The following is a 1,624-nucleotide window of genomic DNA, read 5'->3' as shown; positions in this document are numbered from 1 at the left end:
GGGGGTAAAGAGAAAAAGACGAGACAACTAGCAGACTGTGAGAAGCAAGGAGGTGAACCGATCGCCGTACCCCGGTGGCCAGGTAGCCACCGGGGTAGTGGGCTTAGACAGTCGGCGCGGGCTCCGCGGCTTCAGCCGCGATGAGGGCCAGACCAGCCTCCAGGGCTTTGTCGTTCGTCCACACGTACTCGGCAATGGCGAAGTCGGGCGCGGCCTCGAAGTCGGCCATGATGTCCACGTTGCGGCGGTGCTTCTCGATGACGAACGAGTTGGGGCCGCCACCTAGCGGGCCGGTCATCCACACCAGGTTATTGCGCAGGGTGCAGATAATGCCGCCCGTGTCGGCTAGGCCCGGCTCGGGCACAATCGTGATGTTGGTCCCGTCGAGTAGCTTGTGCTCGAAGCCACCCGTGTTGTTGGTGTTGCCGCCGAAGGTCGAGCGGTAGTCGCGGTTGTAGAATTTAGCCGTGCTGGGCTCTACCAGCATTACCAAGTCCTTGTTGATGAGGTGCGAGGGCACCAGGTCAGCAATGCCTTCGAGCTGGTCGATGGCGTTGCTCTGGGTAATGGTAGCACCGGCGTAAATCTGCTTGGCCGCGATGACGCCCGCCTGTGACATCAAGGGCAACAGGCCGTTGAACACGCGGTTAGCGGTTTTCTTGTCAGCGTTGTACACGCCTTTGAACACGGCGTCCAGGTGCATCTCCTCTTTAGCCCGCTCAGCTAGTTTGTCGATGATGTACTGCTGGAACGGTACGTCGTACACCTCGCCGCGCTTGCTCTTAGCAATGCGGCCCAGGTAGCCCTTCCACATCGCGTTGATGGTGGTAGGCGTCAGGGTGTAGTCGATTTTGCAGGCGCGCACCTGGCCGATGCGGTTCTTGAAGCCCACCGTGCCTTTGGGGTCAAACGTATCCTTGCCACCGGGCTGGAGCACCGAGGTCACGAACATCTGGGTCAGCGCCAGCTGGTCGGTCACGTCGGGGTACAGTTCCATGTAATTCAGGAACGACTGGTCCGTGATGAGGATGGTGGTGAGCAGCTGCCCTGCTTCACGCAGGGTATAGCTGGCGATTTTGGAGCCTAAGCCCGAGAAGTCAATTGCTTTGTCCATGCTAGGAATGCCAGCTAGTTATGCCGGAGATTTTAGCTAAAGGTGAATAAATGAAGTACTTGCGGCCTATTTCTCGCCCAAGCGCTTTTTAGTGCTGGCGATGGCCGAGGCGGCCATTTTCTCCCAGGGCTCGCTGGCCTCGGGCTGGGTGTCGAGCTGGTTGCTCTCGTCCTCGCCGCGGCCATCGACCTGCGCCTGGTTTTTCTTCCACTCTTCGAGGGTGGCCACCTTGTCGCTGGCGGTTTTCAGCTCGCCAGCCACTTTGTTTTTTTCTTCCTCCGCCGTTTTGAGAGCGGCGGCAGCTTGCTCGACTTTGAGGTCGGCGGCTACTTTATCGGCCTCCAGCTGCGCGATTTTCGCGTCAGCGGCTTCGAGGTGGGCCTCAGTCACGGCCTCCGTGGTGGAGCCCATGCCGAGGGCGGCTAGGATACTGGCGAATTTGATTGCCATGCGGAATTAAAGTTTTGGGTGAAAAGTGAAGCGGATTTTCCACCGCCCGACTGGGCGAGT

General features: G+C 59.2%; 2 protein-coding genes. Both read right to left on the bottom strand.

What is annotated here, in order from left to right:
- Positions 1-103: 103 nt before the first annotated feature.
- Positions 104-1,114, bottom strand: coding sequence for a hypothetical protein (locus tag GO988_RS23635; RefSeq protein WP_157570109.1), 1,011 nt, complete (start codon positions 1,112-1,114; stop codon positions 104-106).
- A 66-nt stretch (positions 1,115-1,180) separates the two neighbouring features.
- Positions 1,181-1,564 (bottom strand): hypothetical protein, encoded by a 384-nt coding sequence (locus tag GO988_RS23630; RefSeq protein WP_157570108.1) that lies wholly within the window; start codon positions 1,562-1,564, stop codon positions 1,181-1,183.
- Positions 1,565-1,624 lie beyond the last annotated feature (60 nt).

The sequence above is a fragment of the Hymenobacter ginkgonis genome, assembly GCF_009755225.1.
GTDB classification, from domain to species: Bacteria; Bacteroidota; Bacteroidia; order Cytophagales; family Hymenobacteraceae; genus Hymenobacter; species Hymenobacter ginkgonis.
This window is presented reverse-complemented; position numbering and strand designations above follow the sequence as displayed.